Raw genomic sequence first — 19,935 nt, 5'->3', positions numbered from 1 at the left:
TTTTATCATTAAAATTTAACATCAATACCGAATGAGAATGTTTTTACCTGTGGATAATAGTTTCCGCCTCCCAGAGCAACGCCGTCGGTACTTCCCGCATTGTAATTGATTTCCGGGTCGTAGCCTTCGTAGAATTTGGTGAAAGTCAGAAGGTTTTGTCCGTTGAGGTAGATGTACATACTCTCGAGGAATGTGTTTTCAATAAAAGATTTAGGCAATTCATATCCGATTTGTACATTTTTAAGACGCATATAGGCTGCACTTCTCATCCACATGGTAGAATTTTGGGTATTGTTTGTAGAGGTAAGAGAAACACGAGGAAACTGGGCATCGGTATTTTCGGGACTCCAGTAATCGAGCTGCCAAGGTTTTACGGCACTTGAGTTTACCGCAGGAATGACATAATGAGAATCGAGATAGCCATCAACTTTTCCGACACCCTGTATTAATCCTGATAATCTGAAACCCTTCCAGGAAAGACCCATATTAAAACCGTAGGTATATCTAGGAACGGTACTTCCGATAATGGTTCTGTCGGCATCGGTGATTTTTCCGTCCCCAATCGGATTACCATTGGCATCAAAGGCTCCCGCAATATCTTTGTACCTGATATCTCCAGGCTTTAAAGTTCCGAATTGTGTCGGGCCGGCATCAATTTCCGCCTGATTTTGGTATAAACCGTCAGCGATAAAACCATAAATAGAATTCACTGATGAACCAACCTGCTGACGAAGAATTGTTCCGGAAGACTGACCTTTCATATCAAGAATTTTATTATTCACGTCAGAAAGATTAAACCCGATATTCATTTTAAAATCTCCCCATCTTTCATTATACTGAGCACCGATTTCCCATCCTTTGTTGCTTACAACGGCAGCGTTTTGAACGGGTGCCTGTAGCCCTGTAAGTTGAGAGGTATTTAATCTTAAAAGAATTCCGTCGGTTTTTTTATTATAAATATCAAAAGTAAGGTCTAATTTTTTCCATAAGGATACATCAATACCGACTCCTGACATGGTGGTTTCTTCCCATTTCAAATCGGGATTAGACATGATTAACTGCTGGATCGTCTGATACACAACTCCGTTCATAGAAGTACTTCCCAACGATAACGGCTCTGAAAAAGGATAGTAAGAAGAACTGATATTCTGATTTCCTAATTTCCCCCACGAACCTCTCAGTTTTAGCTGGCTGATTGTCCCTTTTAAACCTTCGAAAAAGTTCTCTCTTGAAACCACCCATCCTGCAGAAAATGAAGGGAAAAATGCCCAGCGGTTTTTCCCGATAAACCTTGAAGTTCCATCATATCTTACATTAGCTTCAAATAAATATTTTTGATTGTAATTATAATTGAATCTCCCAAAAGCAGAAACCAGCAGCCATTCGTATTCTGAGCCGCCATTATCTTTGGTCTCGTTATCTGCACCGGCGTCCAGCACTTCATAATTATCGTAGAGAAAATCTCTCCTGTATCCCGATAATATTTTTTCATTATACGTTTCTCTTGAAGTTCCGGCAAGAAGCTCAAAACTATGCTTGCCAAAATCTTTTTTTACATTGGCCTGAAACTGATACGTGCCGTAAAACTGGCGTCTTGCAGATTCTGTAAGTTCTGTAAAGGTGTTAGCGGCGCCTGCTTCAGTTCCGTCTTCGTAATAGGTGGGTACACTTTTTCTGAAAAGATGGATGTTGGTCGTGAGATAGCGTGGTGCGACAAGACCTTTTAATGTCAGCCAATCTGTAGGTTTGTAAGAAACACTTAGATTTCCTATCAATTCTATATTATTTTGTTTACGATTTCCGCCGTTTTCGATAAAACCGACCGGGTTAATTTTTACCCATCCGTCCGAATAGTTATTCCCATAATAAATCGGAATATTGGTAGGCATTCTCCCAAGATAATTCCAGATGGTACCTTCGTCGGCGATCTGTTTTCTGTCTTTATTTACGAATGATAAATCCATTCTGATATTCCATTGGTCATTCGGGGTAATATCCATATTATTACGGAAGGTAAACCTTGTAAAATCGGTATTTTTAATAATACCTTCCTGTTTAGAATATCCAAATGACGGTGCTACACTGATAATTCCGGATTTCGCTGACAACGAAAAATAATGATCCTGCAAGAATCCGCTTCCCTGAAGGATTGCTTTTTGCCAGTCATAATTGCTGGGATTTTTGTTGTAGGCTTCCGAAAAAGCATTGATCGCGTCATCACTGTAGATTTTTGTACCATTGTCGTTCATGCTGGCATCATTAAATACCTTCATATAGGTAAGTCCATCGGTAACTTTTGGTATTGCTGTAGCTCTTTGCCACCCTGTGTACACGCGGTATTGCGCGGTCAGCTTATTTCCTTTCGCACGTTTTGTCGTGACAAGAATAACTCCACCCGCTGCTCTGGAACCATATATGGCAGCAGAAGCAGCATCTTTAAGAACGGAAATAGACTCGATCATATTGACATCGATATCATTAATATTTCCTGCAACACCATCAATAATAAAAAGAGGATTGCTGTCGGAGCCTCCAAAGCTGTTGATCCCCCTGATCCTGATATTCCCGGCATCACCACCCGGTGCGCCTGTCTGTGTAGTCACCGTAACGCCCGGTGCAAGACCCTGTAAAATATTTCCGGCTGAAAGTACCGGCTGTCCTTCTGCTACTGAACCTTTCACGACAGATACTGAACCTGTTATGATAGATTTTTTTTGCGTACCATACCCGACAACCACAACTTCTTCTATCTTTTTTTCCTGCTGATTGATGGTGTCATTTTTGGGTTGTATGTTATTTTCGGTGAAAGAATTATTTGAGGCTAATTTCCTGAAGGTTACCGTGTTGTTTTGAATTTGATATTCTAAAGGAACACTCTTTTTCAGATAATCCAGGCTTGGCTTTAATGCTGAATAGTTGATTTTGCTTTCATCCACCCAGATATTTTTAAAATCTGAAGCAGAATAAAAGAATTTGGTATTGGTAGATTTTTCTAATTTTTTAAGGATTTTGACCAGCGATACCTGCCTTTGATTGTTTGCTACAGGTGTGCCAGCCTGGGTTTGTGCATAATTGTGCACCGGTAGCCCCACAGCTACGAGTAAAGCAATAGAAATTGCAGTTTTTTTCATAAATTTGATGAATTAATTTATTATTCTTTAGCGAGTTTTTGAATTAATTACAAGCACTGATAACGCCACATTATTGGTGCTGTTTTATTTAATAAAGTGTTATTTCATTTTCATTTTTAAAAACAGTTTTTAGGTTAAACGGATAATTTATAATGGCAAGAATTTCTTTCAGATTTCCTGAGAATGAGCCAGATACTTCGTTTTTAGCAAATTTCTTTGGATAGGTGATTTTGGTTCCGTAGGTATTTTCGATTTCACTTACGGCGTCTTCAAAAGTTGTATTTTCAAAAGTGAAAGATCTCATCGCGTTCACAGCATAATAATGAAAATCACTTTTTGTGGGGGATGAGCTCCAGTTTTCGTTGGGAAGAAGATAGGTTAGCTTGCCGTTGTGATCAATTTTTACTTTTCCCTCAAGCAGTTGCACTTTTTTTTCTTCGGATTTTTCATCAACTAAAAATTTCGTTCCCAATACTTCAACATTAAAATCTCTTGCTTCTACGATGAAAGGTTTCGATTTATCTTTTGCGATCGAGAAAAAACCTTTTCCCTGAAATTTTACATTCCTGTACTTTTTCCCGAAATCCTCATCTATGGATAATTTGCTGTAAGGTTCTAAAGTAATCACGCTATTATCGGATAATCTGAACGTTTTAGAAGCTTCGTTGGTCTGCAACACCAATGTCGGGAAAGTATTTTTCGTTTCTTTTAATTTTAAATCAAAATCTTTATAAAAAAACAGCATCCCGAATAAAGGAACCAGAATAGCCGCCACAGCCATCCAGGAATATTTTCGTTGATGATATCGCCTGATTGTCCCTTCTATTCTTCTCCAGATTCGGGAATCGGTGGCAGCATCCATTTCCTGTTTTTCTTCAGAGACGGTTTTCCAAACTTTTTCAAAGTGTTTTTGATAATCTTTCATACAATTATACTTACGCGGTAAAATAAAAATATCCACCCCAAGGAGGTGGATTTAATAATTTGTTTATATTGATTAATGTTTAGTTAAAATAAATTTAAGTTAGTCTTTATGTATCGGATAACTTTATTCACCTGCTTTTCTACGGCGGTTTTTGAGATATTATTTTCTTTTGCGATCTGGGTATAGCTTATTTTTTCCAATTTATTTTTGTAAAAAAACGTTTTGCTTTTTTCAGGCAGATCTTCGAGAAGGCTGTGTATTTTTTTTAATTGCTCTTTCTTAAATTCGTAATCCGTTTTTTCCGAATCGGCTTCATCTTTTATCAAAGTTTCATCTGAAAAGGAGAAAATCATTTTGTTTTTTCGATAAAAATTAGAAACTTCCTGCTGAGCCGTTTTGAAGATAATAGATTCTAAAGTCTTGGGATCTTGAAGTGAAGAAGAATGTTTCCAGAGATGTACCAAAATCTCCTGAACGACGTCTTCCACATCTTCCATATTGGAAATAAACTTTTTGACAAAAAAGTATATTTGATGTTTGTAATCTAAATATATTTTTTTAAAATTTTCCATTATACAGCATTGTACGGTTTCAATGCATGGCAAAAGTAATCAATTCGTGTCGGGCTAATGTCAAATATTTATTAAATTTAACTTGGGGTATGTAATGGATATTCACTTAAAATTAACCCTATGTGAACAGATTTTTTCCTAAAAATAAGCTCAATTTATAGTTTTAGGAATATTATTAATAAAGAAGGAATGATAGTTTTATACACATTTATTGATGAACATAAGCACAATTATTTATTGAGCAGATACCTGGATACTTGCTCCGAAAGTTTTAAAAATAAAATTATGAAACTTAGAAGGTGGCAGGATATTCAATTGTCTTTACTGGGAAGGGTTTTATTGAAGGATGGATTGAATGATTATTATAGTATAGATCAATTTGATATTGATATGTCAAGCAATAATAAGCCTCTATTAAAAGGGGAGAATGTTCATTTTAATATCTCTCATTCCAACGATTTGGTTGTGTGCGTAATAGCAGATTTTCCGGTGGGCATTGATGTAGAATTTCTGAATCAGGGAATCAATTATTGGGATTTTCAATCGCAAATGACCTTAAGAGAATTTTATGAAATACAGAATTCTGAGGATAAAATTAAATCATTATTCAGCTATTGGACCAAAAAAGAAGCTGTAATAAAAGCTGATAGCAGAGGACTAACGATACCGTTGGATTCATTTGAAATTTTAAACAGTCAATGTTTAATTGATAGCAAAAAATTTTTTGTAAAGGAAATTCTTGTTCATAAAGACTATATGAGTAACATTGCGTCTGAAAAAGTGGAAATTTTGGATAAAGAAATCCTTTTCAAGAGGGTTTATTTCTAAGCTATACTGCATTAATACTCATTCCGTTATGAAATATTCTGTCAGGAAATTCTAATAATTTCGATTATTCAAAAAATTAAATAAGAACTGATATAAGGAACCAACACAGGAATACCCGCAGCAGAACCAATGATAATAGGCTTTCCGATTATATCATCGGTTTCAGTATCGAAAATGGTTACCTGTCCTGTAGGAGTGATTTCAGATCTTTGCGAAGATGCTTCTAATACTGCCTTTTCAATTGTTTTTGAAACAGACATACCTGGTACAATTTCGCTGAAATAGCCCCTTTTCCCTGTGGAACTGAAAGCAATACCCGTTACCAATCCTGTTGTTTCAATTGTTTTAATAATTTTATCAGTAATCATATCAATTACGGTAACTCCGGGGTTGCTTGTCAAAGTTACGTACAGTTTTTTCCCGTCAGGAGAAAGAAACGCCGTGAACGAGCAAGGCATTTCCTTGTGTTGGGCGTCTTTTTCACGGATCGGAATTGATTTGATGCGCTTCCAATTTGCGGTATCAATGATTTCGATACCATCTGCATTGCCTGCATAAAGTTTTTTTTCATCAGCATTTAATGTAAGCCAAACGGATGGGCGTGTACCTTCTGAAAATAAAGGCTGCCAAAGCATATTTCCTGAAAAGGAATTGTAAACACCTAAAGTTCCATTTGCAAATCCTATATACAAATTCCCATTAGATCCACAGGCACAAGCTGTAGGAATATTCTCAAAATGCAAACAACGAACAATTTCGTCAGTTTCTGTGCAAATAACTTCAATTCTGTGATTTTCTTCCGTTATATAAAGTTCTTTACCATTTGAAGAATTAAATATACCTAGAGGAAGGCTGTTGATAATGACAGATTTCACAGTTTCAGTCAATCTGTTAATTACCGAGACGGTGGAAGTAATGAGACCAAAGTTGTCACTGTAAATTTTTGATCCGTCCGGGATCGCAACAAGTAATGTTGGCCGGCTTCCAAACGGCAAAACAGGAATGTCATCTACTAAAATATATCTTACTATTTTACAGGCAACAGTATCTATAACAGCGATACGATTGAGATTAGCCTCAGGAATATACAGTTCTTCTTCTCTATCATTAGCTTCACAAATGTTATTTTGATGACTCTCTTTTTTCATAATAATTCTTTTATATATTCATCAGTAATTATCATACATTTGTCAGGTATTTGTAGTCAAATCTAAATTTTTTGAATACCCATATTCTCATCAATACAGAAAGATATTTTTGAATAGCCTTTTCCACTAAAAAAAAGTGGAAAAGACTGAAATAAATAACAACCAGAATTTAGTATTATACCTTACTTAACACTATTCCTAATTTTTCTTATCACATATTGAATGTATTTATTCTAATAATTTTTTTCGCAGACTCAAAGGCCTCAAATCTTTCCATTTTTTATTAATAAGATTTAAGCATTCAGATTTGCTGCCTGCCTTGCCTACAATCTTCCATCCTACTGGGGGGATTTTGTGTGCGGGCCAGATAGAGTATTGTTCTTCGTCATTGATGACGACATTGTAAGTAAATTCAGTATTCATAAGATGTATTTTTTTAATTTAATGATTATTTAAACTAAACCACCACTTGCACGCAGGTTTTGACCGGTAATCCAACGTGCTCCGGAACTTGCCAAAAAAGTGACAATCTCTGCAATATCTTCAGGTTCGCCTATACGCCCCAGCGGTGTCAGGGCTGCAATTTGTTTTAAGACTTCCTGAGAATTATGCTTTACTAATAAATCTGTATTTACAGGTCCTGGGGAAATGCAGTTTACAGTGATTTCCCGGCTTGCAATTTCTTTTGCTGCAATGCACGAAAATTGTTCTAAAGCCGCTTTACTCGCAGAATACAGAGCTGCAGCAGGTTCCGGAAGAACGGTATTTACAGATGAAATATTAATGATGGCTCCTTTGTTTCGCAGGTTTTTTATAGCTTGTTGTATACAAAAAAGAGAACCTTTAACGTTTACATTCATCAGATACTCATAATCAGGTTCTGTAATCTCCTCAATCATGCCTGTGCTCAGATGGGCAGCGTTATTTACTAAAATATCAACACCTCCAAATTCCGATTCGGCGAGATCAAACATTCTTTTTATATCCGAAAGACTGCTTATATCAACAGAGATCGCATTTACCTGCCGGTTGTCAAGCTCTGAAATAAGTTCGTCTGCCCGGTCTTTACCTTGAAAATAGGTAAACAATACCGAAACACCTTCGTAGGCTAACCTTTTGACAACAGCTCGCCCAATACCGCCTGATCCGCCAGTAACGATCGCTACTTTTCCCTTTAAACCATTATAGATCATGATTTTGTAAATTAAGATTATCAAAAATTCCGGGGCCAATATTGAGTGAGAACTGTTTCCCGGGAATATAAGCCAGGAAATTAAGTGTTTTAGAGTCCTCCAGAGGTTTGTGAGAGAAGGCCTTAAACACTTCTTTCATTCCTTTTACAAAGTTTTTTTGATCACCTTCCAACTCCAAAAAATCATTGCATCGCTCTATAGCTACGGCATCATTTTCTAGATTTGCAGCTAATGGAATGAAAATGAGTGATGCCGAAGGTACAGATTCACCCGGAAAGAAAGAAAAATAAGTTACCGGCGGATGTTCCCAATCTCTTGATTTTCCGGTTGTTGAAACGATCGCTTTTTCGAACGCTCCCGGAATGTAATTTTTTGCAATTGTTGAGATTTCATCAATTTCCTGCGCTGTGTGACCATCATGAGCGATATACATTTTGACCCTTGATTTTTTATCAGGATCTTTCATATCCAGGCTAAGTGCTCCACACATGGGTCTGGAAAATCCTAATTTCTTAAAATGTGCTTTAATAGCTTCCCACGGCTCTATAGCATTGAGTTGTTTTAAAGCGTTTTCTAAGTTTTCATCTCCTTGATCCGGCTGATGCAGAAAATAAATTTTAAATGAAGGCTTTCCTCCTTTTCGCCATTGAACCACGTGACCGCCAATACCAAATCTGCCTCCATTTTTAAAATAATCTTCCATAGCCAATGAGCTTTCGCAGTTTACACCCTCATAATTTGACAGTTTTCTGGTGGTATTGTAAAACTCAGAAGCATTATTTTCAGTTGAGTGATCTAATGCAAAAGAATCTGATCCAAAGCGGAATGAGGGACCTTCCGGATCCCAGCAGATCTGAAATTCGATGGGAGCGCCTTCTGCCGATCCAAATGAATGATATGGTGGATTACCTATTGTATAATTGTCATATTTCCCCCATATTTCCTCAATAAGTTTCAGCATTTCTTTTTGCTGTTCTTTTGGAAAATCCAATGCATCAGTTGCACGTATTAATTTATCTTTGGCTACGTCTAGGAGAGACATTTCTGGTGAATAAAATTTACCATTAAAAATGGGTGTCGGAAGGGCCATATACTTTTCAGTATAATATACCTGATCTTGTACTGATTTGTTCATAATTTGTTTTTTTATTAATAATTAATTCAGATTAACGGGTAATTGGTGTATACTGCGAACCTGTAGCCCTTCTCTGAACTTAATATCTTCAGGAGATATGGCTAAGGATAGCTTCGAGAGCCGCTTGAATAGGGTACAGATTCCAATTTCAATTTCTATCATTCCTAAAAATCCTCCGGGGCAATTATGAATTCCTGCACCTAACATTAAATGGGGATTTTTTTTCCGATTTAAATCTAAAGATTCCGGTTCTTCAAAAACTTCAGGATCCTGATTGGCTGATATTATGGATGGCAAAACGGGCTCCCCTTTTTTTATTAATGTGCCATCATCCATAAGCACGTCTTCTTTTGCGTACCGGGCAAATGTAACATAGGCATCAACAGGGATATATCGTAATAATTCCTTAACAGCGTTTGTGGATAAAGAAGGGTTGTCCTTTAGCTGTCTTGTGAGTTCAGTATCACTTAAAATAACGAAGAGTGAAATCATAAGCTGCGCCGAAACCGTATCATGCCCTGCAATTAATAGTACCGTAATAAGTTCAATAAGCTCACGGTCTGATAATTTTCCTTCTTCGTTTGCCTTTGTAAGCCCACTGATGAGATCATTTCCAAGGTTTTTTCTTTTTATTTCTATCAGTTCGGCCATGTACTTATGCATCGCCTCCATATTTTTAGCGACCTGATCGGCATCCAGAAGGGTAGTGCTAGAAAATGAATCTAGCCAAACCCGAAATCTCGTACGATCTTCAAAAGGAACTCCCATAAGCTCACAAATGGTGATCCCCGAAAAAGGCATTACGAAATCTTCCACTAGATCGGCTTGGGAGTTGGTCTCTAATACATCAACCAATTCATGCGCCGATTTTTCTATTTTACCTTTCAGATCCATGGATGTTTTTACATTAAATACTGAATCTAAAACACTCCTAATCCGGGTGTGATCGGGCTGATCCATCCCCATAATACTGGTGTCTAATGGATGCGGAGTTAATCTCGATTCATTATGAAACGGGCACTGCTGTCTGCTGAAGCGGTGATCTTTTAGGATAGAACGTACATCCTTGTAATTAGAAATCAGCCAGGCACTATCTCCATAAGGAGGCCGAATCCATAATAACCGTTTCAGTCGAAGCAATTCTTTCTGAAGAGGATTGATCTCGAGACGGGTATAATCTACTCCGTGGATAGGAAATGAGACAGGACACCGTCCGTTATTTCCTAAATTTTCCCACGTATTTTGCAGAAAACTAATGCAGGTTTCCAAATCGCCGATGTCAGAGATTTTTTTCCAGCCTTTTGGAAGAAAAGCGTTTTCACTGATCACGGAAAATTCATTTTTCTCATTAGTTATAGCAACAAAAAAATGTTTTTTCATAGAAATAATGTTTTTATTAAAATTAAGTTCAAGAGCATATTATAAAATTTTTCTAAAACCCATCCTGTTCAATTTTTGATTGAATTTTAATGAATTTTATCTTTTATTTTATGCTGATAGACTGTTTTTCTGAAGATTCAGTTCTTCCTGACTTAAAAAATGTTTTGAAAGAAAGTACGCTCCTAAAACATAAGATATTGATATTTTATAAGGAGTAAATAAAGCTTTACACGTCCATAAAGGTGGGTGAGCGTCAATATTCATGATCTGTTCTTTATTTTTTTCAAGGAACGAAAAACCTCTCTTAATACTTACCCGTAATTTTTGTACAAATGCGGTATTTTCCTCAACATTTTGTAATATCTCCTGATCCTTATAATATCGTACATAGTGAACTAAGGCTATTAAAGCATATGCAGTTTCCTCCATCGTTGGGCCATATTCTGCATACGTCTCAAATCCTCCCGAATCCTTTTGTCTGGTAAGTATCCAGTTGATTGCTTTGTGGTGGATATTCGTTTTTCTTTGAGGAAACTGATCCTGATAATTAATGATCGTATAGATAACGCCTTCTGCAGTGTAAAGTGGAGAACTCATCCATTTATCTGTCCAGTAGATATTCGTGGGACTTTCTTTAATGGCATTATTTTCAAGGAGAGTAAGAATGCTGTCCCAGAGATGTTCTTTTTCGGTTTTGGAAACATCATTACTCTCAAGAAATGCTTGTAACGCGTGTACATTTGCACTCATCGATGCATCTTTTTCGTGATGGTAAGTTTTAAAATATTTTCCATTTTCTACATACCATTGTTTTAATGTTTCTACTGTATATTTAGAATTCACATTCAGATAGCTGAAACTGAAAACCGCTCTTGAGGTATCATCACAATCCGGAGGAAAGTCTTTTGCCGAGCCCGTTCCGTTATTTGAAAAATTTCCTTCGATCATGTCCAGAAGAGGTTTGAAGTTTTTGGTAATGAACTGATTGGAAAAATCTGAATTAATAAGCGCTCCAATGATCCAAATACTTTCAAAAATATTCATAGGATAGGTGATGGGTAAGCCTTTATTAGCGGTTGCATTTTTGGCTTCTTCAAAATATTTTAAAATTCTCGGATCCGGGTTCATTTTATATATAGCAGCTGTTCCCGAAGGAGATGACATAAACTGCCCATTTTTATTAATAAAATGATTTAAAATATTTATATCCAAAAGATTTTCGGGCAAAGCTTCTAATGAAAACCATGTTGCGCTTGGTCTTTTCATAGAAAAATTATCCAATTTGTATTTCCGAATACTTTCATAATTCGATAATAAGCTTTTTAATATGGGAATATTTTCTTGGTGAAGTAAGTCTGTTCTGCCATTTGTCTGCTCAATTAATAGTTCTATTTGAGCCGGAATAATCATTTCTGAACCTACAAAATTTATCGTATCATCTTTAATAATGGGGATACATTTCTGGATAAATTGTATGCCTTTACCGATACATTCATCATGTTCCTGATTAGTATTAAACTTTAGCAATGCATTTACTAATACCAAGGTGCATAAAAAGGCTTGATGACTTACTGCAGATTCTTTTCTGATCGACAAATTACGCCATTCTTTACTTTGTAATGTAATCATTTGTGCAAGTAATTCAGGATACAAAGGTTTGTTATCTGCATCTTTGATAGAGGCTACCAGCGCGGTCTCATAAATGGAAGCGCTCATCTGCAGCTTTGAATTGATAATAAAATCAACAAATTGCATAATAAGTTTATCATCTTCTTTGCTGGAAGGTAATAACTTGACTGTGGAATTTAATTTTGTTTTCATAATAATGATTTTTATTGATTTATTTAGGATCAGGAAAAAATCCTGTTGTGATAAAGTGCTTTATATATGATGTGAGTAATTGTCTCTCCACTTTAGGAAGTTTGATTTTATTCTGTTGTATTTCTTTTTTTATTCTGTCGGTAGAATAGTTTACCCCTGAAAATTTGAATATACTTTCCAGAGAATCACTTAGTAAAAGAGCTTTCTGTAATGAATTCAGGTTCTCGTTTTGAGATGCAAAATGTCTCAATTTGTCTTTCCACAATTGAAAATCTATTTTTTCTAAATGGTATCCCATATCCCGAAGTGTTTCCAGAATGAGAGAAAATTTTACCTGATGAAACAGATTCGTAGTTTTACCACTGAAATTACGGTCACTTGAAAAATGAACAATCAAGTTGGCAGCATAATCCACCGGAATAAGGTCTATATAAAGATTCTGTTCTTCTCTAAAGACAGGAACGGCCTGTATTTTTAACATTGCAGCGACCAATTGCCAGAATGCATCATTTGGGTTTCCAATGCCGGTCTTGCATGAGCCGCTTATACGCCCTGGCCGATGGATAGAAATAGGAAGCCCTTTTTTATGAATAGACAGAAGCATCTCTTCTTCCACCCATTTGTTTTGTGTATAGCCGTTGGATATAATTTCATTTGCTTTTAGTCGTTTATCTTCAGGAAGTATTTTTTCAGGATCATGATTGTTGAACGCCACAGCAAGGGTTGAAATATAATGTACCGGCTTAATTTTTAAATGAGAAGCAAGGCGTATAATTTCATAAGTTCCTTTGATATTATTTTTTTTCAATTCCTCATAAGAACTTACACTGCTTATCTTCGCTCCACAATGATAGATACAGTCTAATTTATTCGCCATTTCATCAAAATCTTCAGAAGAAAGTCCTAAGCTATCCAAGGACAGGTTGCCGCAAAGAGGTTTAATTCTGTTATTTTTTAACAGATGATTTAAGTTATAGCGTGATAAATTTTGAACGATACGCTGCTTAGCTTTTTGTAGGGAAGATTCACGAACAAGGCAGTAGATAACAGCTTTACTATATTTTTCTAACAAAGAGTTTAGTAAAAACGCTCCAAGAAATCCGGTAACACCGGTTAGCAAGATACACTCCGGCTCTCTATCAATAGTATATGCAGGAATATTTTCATTGATAAATAGAGAATCTGCTCTTTTTGCATCGTTTTTTAATAGAGATACAGGAGTCTGAAATATCTTGTTTTTTCCACCAAATGATGTATCTATTATTTTACCTAATTCGCTAATAGACGGATATTGAAATAGCATTCCTATAGGCAGTTCTAGAGACCATTCCTTATGAATTTCACTGATAAGCTTTGCTCCTAAAAGCGAATGGCCGCCTAGTTCAAAGAAATTATCATCAATACCTATATCTGTAAGGTCTAATAATTGACAGAATAAGATAAGCAATTTATTTTCCGTAGTCGTTGAAGGAAGGGTTTTATCACTTTGTTTTTCTGTATCATTGTCTATTAATGCCTGATAATTGATTTTTCCGTTTGTAGTTAAAGGTATATCATCAACGATAGAAATTACTGCAGGTATCATAAAAGTAGGGATCGTTTTTTTCAGAAAAGCACGCAGTTTTTCAGGGCTTAAAGTTGATGGATCTTGTTTATCATCTAAGATGGTGACATAGGCTTTTAAAAGGTTATTTCCCAATATATCTTTCCCTGGTTTAGCAGCAGCTTTCTTTACAAGAGGATGTGTTTCAAGAGCCGTTTCAATTTCATTAGGTTCAACGCGGAATCCTCTTATTTTTATTTGATTATCGGCACGACCCATAAACATTAGATGATGGTCTGCCGTCCATCTGGCCAAATCTCCGGTACGATACATTCGCGAACCGGGATTTCCAAACGGATTGGGTAAAAACTTTTCAGCTGTCATTGCCGGTTCATCCAAATAGCCACGCGCTAATCCTGAACCCGAAATATATAGCTCTCCGCAAACTCCTGGAGGAACGGGTTGTAAAAACTCGTCCAGTACATAAACAGAAGTATTTACAATCGGTTGCCCGATATCGGGTATTGTGTTTGGTAATAATGGAAGACTTAATGTTGTACATACGGTAGATTCTGTAGGGCCATAGCCATTAATTATGGTTCTGTTGTGTACCCATTTAGAAAGCAATTTACCGCCTGGTGCTTCACCGGATATAATAATGTATTTCAGATCGCTCATTTTCTCATTATCCATCAGATTGAGTACTGCGGGTGGCAGTGTAACGTGGGTAATTTTATTTTTACTTATTGTTTCGGCTAGCGTTTTTCCTGCTACTAACTGTTCGGCATTAGCTACAACCAAATGAGCTCCTGACAATAAACTGCATAATTCCCAAAAGAATCCATCAAAACTTTGTGAGGCAAATAATAGCACCCGGCTTGATTCATTGAGCTTAAATTGTCTTTTTTGTGCATCCATAATCTGGCTAATCCCGCTATGGGTAACAACTACAGGTTTGGGCGTGCCGGAAGAACCTGATGTATAAATCACATAGGCAGGGGAGGATACAAGCAACGGAGCTGACAATTCGGAAGGCTGTATTTTAGAATTTGATAAACTGTTCAATGTCTTACAGGTTTCCGGATCATCCAGAACAAGTTTTTCCTTATCTGTAAATGAAAACACAGGGACAAGATCTGCTGTTGTCAATAAAAGGGAAACTCGGGATTTTTCAAGCATATAATTGATGCGTTCTTCCGGAAATTGGCTGTCTATAGGCATGTAAGCAGCACCAGATTCCAGTATAGCCAACGTGGCAATAATCCAGTCTAATGATCTGGGAATCGAGACGGCTACTACTTGTTCCGGACCTATTCCTTTTGAAATTAATAGACGGGCAAGTGTATTAACGGCACTGCCTAGATCTTTATAAGTGAGAGCTGCATTCTCATGTGATAAAGCAACTGCATGAGGTGTTAAACTAACCTGATTTTGAAATAAAGAAGCAAAATGCTCTTCTTCACAGGTAACAGATTGTTTTTTATATAAATTTTTTAATCCATTACTATTAATATCAAGTTCATCGATTTTGTATTCCGGATTTTCTACAATACTTTTCAAAAGAAGGATGTAGCTTTCAATGAAATGATCGATAGTCGCTGCTTTGAAAAGATCTGTATTGTATTCAACAAATCCTTCTATATCCTTTTCAGTTTGGTTTTCGGCAAATAAATTGATAACGAGATCAAATCGGCAGCTTTTATTTTCCATCAACTCAAATCCTGAGTCTATCCCGGAAAAATTAATCTGAGGCTGAGGCTGGTTTTGAAATGCCAATACAATTTGAAACAACGGATGCCAACTTGTAGTTCCTGATTGTTTAAGCTCCTGAACCAGGCGCTCAAAAGGTATGTCTTGATGGGCATATGCTGAGAGATCCTGTTCTTTTACTTTTTTTAATAAATTTTGAAAACTAGGATTGCCAGAAGTATCTATTCGTAAGACCAGATTATTTACAAAAAAGCCAATTAAATCCCGAACTCCGGAGCCTTTTCGACCTGCAACCGGAGTTCCGATCACAATGTCTGTTCCGGCATTAAAGCGGTTCAGCAGACAACATAAACCGGCATGTAAGGTCATAAATAATGTTACATTCTGATTATTAGATAACAACACCAAATCGTTGTGAAGTTTAGAAGGAATAACAAAGGTTTTGCGCATTCCTTTATAAGCTGGTTTTGCAGGCCGGAAATAATCGCAGGGAAGAGACACCAAAGCTGGCAGATTGTCTAAATTCTTATTCCAGTAATTAAGCTGCCGGTCGATGGTAGAGTTGTTTTCCATTTCTGTTTGAAATGTATTACGCTGCCAGATCGCATAATCTGCATATTGTACAGGCAAGGCATTCCAATCCGGTGTCTGGTTATTCAAAGACGCAGAATAAGCTATGGAAAGGTCTCTCCAAAAAGGAGCCAAAGACCAGCCGTCAAATGCTATATGATGGATAATAACCAACAAAATATGTGTATTATCGTCTACACAAAATAATTTTGCTTTGATAGGAATTTCTTCGGATAGGTTAAAAACATAACCGGATGATTCGTTGATGGAGCTCTGGAGGCTTATTTTGTCTACATTCATCATCTCAATATCTGTGCAGACATCATTCAGAATCTTTTGATAAGGAACACCTTCTTTCTCATAAAAAATGGTGCGTAAACTTTCATGACGTTCTATCACATCATTCAGTGCATTGGTCAAATCTTTTTTGCTTAATTTTCCGGAAAGCTTAATAGCCATTGGGATATTATAGGTTTCATTGGCTCCTTCGAGATTAAAGAGAAACCATAACCGTTGTTGCGAAAAAGATAAAGGAATATCATTCGGTCTTTGCTGCTTGTGTAATTGAAAACTGATTTCCGAGTTGAAATCTAATTTCTTAATCAACATGGCAGGAGTTGGGTTTTCAAAAAATATTTTAATAGGAATATCAATGTTCAGCACATCTCGGAATCGATTCAGTAAAACGATTACAGACAATGAATTTCCTCCCATTTCAAAAAAATGATCATCAAGTGATATCTCAGATAGGCCTAAAACTTCACCAAATAATTGGCATACGATTGCTTCAACATAGGTATTTGCTTTTCTTCCTCCGGAGTTTTTGTATACACTTAAAGCCAGGAGCGAATCTTTATTAATCTTTCCTCGGGACGTTAATGGCATTTTGTTTATAGGAATAATTGTGCTGGGCCACATATATTCGGGAAGTTTTTTTTGCAAATGATTTTTTATCTGAATAAGCAGCTGGTTTATTTTACGTGAAATAGGAGGGTAGTTGGCACAGGTAGTTAGATTGCCAGGTAAACTCTCATTCTGATAAAGCTTTGAATAAGAAAGACTTTCTAGAGATTTATGAATAAAAACAAGATCAACAAAAGCACAGTTTCCGGACTGAGGATGTACGACTGACATTTCGTAATTGTTTTTTTCAGCTAACGTTTGAAATTCTGCTAGTTGAGGTTCAGTTTTAACACATTGAGCGTATGCATCCTGAATGGCCTCCAAATTTTCATTGTTAGAAAGCTTGTCGGTGGCTCTTAAAACGGCAGCAATTCTTTCATTGGGAACTCCTTTTATGTATAAAGAATCTGTTTTATTTTCTTTAATAATATTTTCCACTTGCTGAAAATCACAGTGCGCCCAATCCAGAATTTTTTTGTCGCAGCATAATGATTTTTCCTCTTTTCCCGATTTTTTATACACTACGGCATCGTAGCGATACTGTGACATTTCATTAATGAAAATTCCATCTTTAAGTTTTGTTTCAAAACTGCCGATATCCGATCTTGTTTTACTCCACACAGCAAAGAAATCAGGGGAAATGAGCAGCTCCGATTCCATCATCATATCACGTTCAATGGCTGTTATAAGCTGTGCCTCGGCCGTGATTTTTTTGTTATGCAGATGAATTTCGGTATAGAAATGACGTTGCAATCTCAAATCCCGGATATCTCCTATGAATATTTTGCCTGAAGGTGATAGCAAATCCATTGCTTTATTCAAGACATCGACAAAATAGTTCACATCAGGAAAATACTGGCAGACGGAATTGATGATGATGGTGTCAAACATTTGTTTTGGAAGCGTATCTATGGAGTCTGCCAATTGATGAAATAATTTAACCTGAGTGGAGCGTACTGGTTCTTTTTCAAAAAAACTGTTTAGTTTGATGATTGTTTTTTCAGATAAATCTGTTCCCCAATAGATTTCGGTTTCTTCGTAAAGGTTTTTCAACAGCATTCCCGTACCAACTCCAATTTCTAAAACTTTTTCAGGATTAAGTTTTTTAATTCTTTTTAGGGTCATGTTTAGCCATTCATGCATATGGGGCAGAGCGATGGGTTTTCCGTCAAAACTGCTGTTCCAGCCAACAAATTCACTATTTTCGCTGGTCAAATCAAAGTCCTGATACACTTCATCGTAGATTTTTTCCCATTCTAAAATCTGCTCTTCTTTTAGCTGGCTGCTGCTCGCTTCAACACTATAATCCGGAACGATATACGCCAGTAATTGATTTCCATTTTCACTTTTCTGGGCTATTACTGAAGATTGCGATACATTGGGGTGAGACTGAAGAACTTTTTCTATTTCTCCCAATTCCACTCTGAATCCCCGTACTTTTACCTGCTGATCTATTCTTCCAATGTATACAAGCTCACCATTTTCATTTCTATATACCAAATCCCCTGTGCGATACATTCTGGCTCCATTCAAACTGAATGGATCGGGTAAAAACTTGTCTGCCGTAAGACCTGGCTGATTCAGATATCCTCTGGCCAGACCGGCACTGGAGATATATAATTCACCAATTTCCCTTTCCCTAGCTGGTTTGAAATCATTATCTAAAATATAAGCACACATTTTATCCATAGGTTTTCCTATAGGAACCGTGGTTAATATTTCATCAGAGGGAATAAGATAAGCACTGAAGAAAGTGGTCGTTTCTGTAGGTCCATACACATGAACAATGTCAGTATCAGGTAGTTTTTGCCTCATTTTATCAATGCAGTCTTCTGAGCATTGCTCACCACCAAACAGAATTTGGTTTACGTCACACAAATGCACACCTTTCTCCTGGGCTAAGAGATTGAATAGCATGGTGGTAAGAAATATGGAGGTTATTTTTTCTTTGGCAATAAGCTTTACTAAATAATCTACATTAAAACTATCTTCTTTGGCTATAACTATGGTTCCTCCGTTGAGTAAAGGCACCCAAAGTTCAAAAGTAGAAGCATCAAAAGCAACATGGGAGTGAAATAACACCTTTGATTGGTTTTCAGCATTCCACAGAGGATCTGCGGCAAAGCTGGCTATTGCATAGTGGGTGATGCATACTCCTTTTGGGGTACCGGTAGATCCGGATGTGTACATTACATAAGCAAGTTGGGAAGGATGTATATCTTTTGAAATGGTATACTGTTCTTCGATAGAATTTTCTTTATGTAGTATTTCTGCTGCATTTACAATTTCTACCCTGTTTTTCCAGTCAAAATCATCTCTGTTACTGATCACTAGCTTGCATGCTGATTCTGTTATCATATGCTTTAATCTGCTTTCAGACTCACTTAGATGTAAGGGTAAATACGCAGCCCCGGTTTTAATTATTGCTAAAACAGAAATAATATATTGGGCAGATCTGGGTAAAAGAATGGCAATGATTTCTTCATCTTGCACTCCTTTACGTTGTAATTGGTTTGCCAATTGATTCGACAGAATATCCAAATCTAAATAGGAGATTTTTGTATTGCCGTCTATAATGGCAACAGCAGTTGGATTTTTTTTAACCTGCTTTTCAAAGTTGAAAATGAGGTTTTTTCCTGTGTTAATCTGTGAAAATTCTTGCTTAACTACAGTTTTTTCATTGAAGTGTTTTTTTAACGATTTCATGGCATTTGAATTAAGATTAATTATTCCTTTCGTGGTGATATTTTATAACAAATCTATACTTACCTATTTAATGCTTATTAATTTTTTATGTTAATTGGCGTTAATGCATGGAAGTTTTTTTTACCATTAAATGTTAATTTTTGATTGTTTAAATTGTTGATTATTAAATATTTAAATTTTAAATAGTATTAATAAATGATCTTTTTTTTTTATGATCGTTTTTCTCTTAAATCGTTTTTTTTCCAAAACCTGTCATAGTGAATAAATATTCCATATAAATTGTCTGCAGAGAGTATTAATTTAAAAATTTAACCGCTTAAACCAAAATAAAGTTAACCACAACAACAAGCCAAAATTTTTCCACCGAAAA

At 36.3% G+C, this 19,935-nt stretch carries 11 protein-coding genes; 1 reads left to right on the top strand and 10 read right to left on the bottom strand.

What is annotated here, in order from left to right; all coding sequences use genetic code 11:
- Positions 1 to 8: 8 nt before the first annotated feature.
- The 3 genes from BMX24_RS09375 to BMX24_RS09365 form a co-directional block, all read right to left on the bottom strand.
- Entirely contained in the window at positions 9 to 3,131 is a 3,123-nt protein-coding gene (locus tag BMX24_RS09375; protein ID WP_089791868.1) for a SusC/RagA family TonB-linked outer membrane protein, read from the bottom strand.
- Positions 3,132 to 3,219: 88 nt separating this feature from the next.
- Positions 3,220 to 4,056, bottom strand: coding sequence for a FecR family protein (locus tag BMX24_RS09370; RefSeq protein WP_089791866.1), 837 nt, complete (start codon positions 4,054 to 4,056; stop codon positions 3,220 to 3,222).
- 83 nt (positions 4,057 to 4,139) lie between these two features.
- Positions 4,140 to 4,628, bottom strand: coding sequence for an RNA polymerase sigma factor (locus BMX24_RS09365; protein ID WP_089791864.1), 489 nt, complete (start codon positions 4,626 to 4,628; stop codon positions 4,140 to 4,142).
- Positions 4,629 to 4,817: 189 nt separating this feature from the next.
- Between BMX24_RS09365 and BMX24_RS09360 the strand changes: the two genes are divergently transcribed.
- Positions 4,818 to 5,456, top strand: a complete 639-nt coding sequence (locus BMX24_RS09360; protein ID WP_089791862.1) for a 4'-phosphopantetheinyl transferase family protein — start codon at positions 4,818 to 4,820, stop codon at positions 5,454 to 5,456.
- Positions 5,457 to 5,524: 68 nt separating this feature from the next.
- Here BMX24_RS09360 and BMX24_RS09355 read toward each other — a convergent pair whose 3' ends face one another.
- From BMX24_RS09355 to BMX24_RS09325, 7 genes are all read right to left on the bottom strand, one after another.
- Positions 5,525 to 6,604 (bottom strand): YncE family protein, encoded by a 1,080-nt coding sequence (locus tag BMX24_RS09355; protein WP_089791859.1) that lies wholly within the window; start codon positions 6,602 to 6,604, stop codon positions 5,525 to 5,527.
- A 228-nt stretch (positions 6,605 to 6,832) separates the two neighbouring features.
- Complete coding sequence (locus BMX24_RS09350; RefSeq protein ID WP_089791857.1) at positions 6,833 to 7,027, bottom strand: MbtH family protein; 195 nt, start codon at positions 7,025 to 7,027, stop codon at positions 6,833 to 6,835.
- Between the two features lie 29 nt (positions 7,028 to 7,056).
- On the bottom strand, positions 7,057 to 7,797 hold the full coding sequence (locus BMX24_RS09345; RefSeq protein WP_089791855.1) for a glucose 1-dehydrogenase: 741 nt from the start codon (positions 7,795 to 7,797) through the stop codon (positions 7,057 to 7,059).
- Positions 7,787 to 8,932 (bottom strand): tryptophan dimethylallyltransferase family protein, encoded by a 1,146-nt coding sequence (locus tag BMX24_RS09340; RefSeq protein WP_089791853.1) that lies wholly within the window; start codon positions 8,930 to 8,932, stop codon positions 7,787 to 7,789. The genes BMX24_RS09345 and BMX24_RS09340 overlap by 11 nt, the downstream gene beginning before the upstream one ends.
- Before the next feature lie 21 nt (positions 8,933 to 8,953).
- Positions 8,954 to 10,312, bottom strand: coding sequence for a cytochrome P450 (locus tag BMX24_RS09335; protein WP_089791851.1), 1,359 nt, complete (start codon positions 10,310 to 10,312; stop codon positions 8,954 to 8,956).
- A gap of 108 nt (positions 10,313 to 10,420) precedes the next feature.
- Complete coding sequence (locus tag BMX24_RS09330) at positions 10,421 to 12,133, bottom strand: hypothetical protein (RefSeq protein WP_089791849.1); 1,713 nt, start codon at positions 12,131 to 12,133, stop codon at positions 10,421 to 10,423.
- 19 nt (positions 12,134 to 12,152) lie between these two features.
- Positions 12,153 to 19,565, bottom strand: a complete 7,413-nt coding sequence (locus BMX24_RS09325; RefSeq protein WP_089791847.1) for a non-ribosomal peptide synthetase — start codon at positions 19,563 to 19,565, stop codon at positions 12,153 to 12,155.
- Positions 19,566 to 19,935: the final 370 nt, after the last annotated feature.

Source organism: Chryseobacterium wanjuense, from assembly GCF_900111495.1.
Classification (GTDB): Bacteria; Bacteroidota; Bacteroidia; order Flavobacteriales; family Weeksellaceae; genus Chryseobacterium; species Chryseobacterium wanjuense.
This window is presented reverse-complemented; position numbering and strand designations above follow the sequence as displayed.